1 protein-coding gene is annotated in these 658 nt (G+C 34.2%); it reads left to right on the plus strand.

The window, feature by feature from the left end; genetic code table 11:
• Positions 1-658: hypothetical protein (locus AC1DRQ_RS32010; RefSeq protein WP_477430268.1), on the plus strand; the 658-nt coding region annotated here is incomplete at both ends.

A 658-nucleotide genomic window follows, 5' to 3' on the forward strand; every position in this document is an offset into this window, starting at 1 on the left:
GGCATTTGTAATCAAGTCAATACTTGAATCACAAACAATTAAAAAATTAAATGACTTTGGTTCATTTGATCCAACAGCAAAAGGTAAAAATACAATTCAATTATTGGATTCTGATTTAGTGATTCAAGATGGTTCAGATTGCGGTTTCGATGCTACTGGTGGTGCGATTTTATCACAAGCAGAATTAGATATCAAAGGATTGAAAATCAATGAGGAATATTGTCCTCGTGATTTAGAACGTGTATGGGCTAAAGGTGAATTGAAATCAGGTCAGGATTATGAAGAAATGATATTTATGGCTGATATAGCCGATTTGAACAGCAAGAAAGCAGCTTTAGAGTTAGAGAAAATGGTCTGGCTTGGTGATACTACTTTAACAGGTACTACTTCATTAAAACAAATCAACGGTTTCATTAAACAAATTAAAACAGGTGCTTATGTTAACCTATCTGGTGCAACTGGTACAACTGTAATTGCAAAATTGCAAAAAGTATATGCTTCAATGCCAATTGAAGTAACTGATGCCGAAGATTTTAGAATCTGGATAGGCAAGGATACTTACAATGCATACGTTGCTGAATTAGCTGAAAAGAACTTATTCAATCCAACAACTGAGGGTACTCTATTTAGTACTATCGCAAAGTTGGAAGTTGTATCT

This window comes from Mucilaginibacter sp. P4_E8 (genome assembly GCF_056401495.1).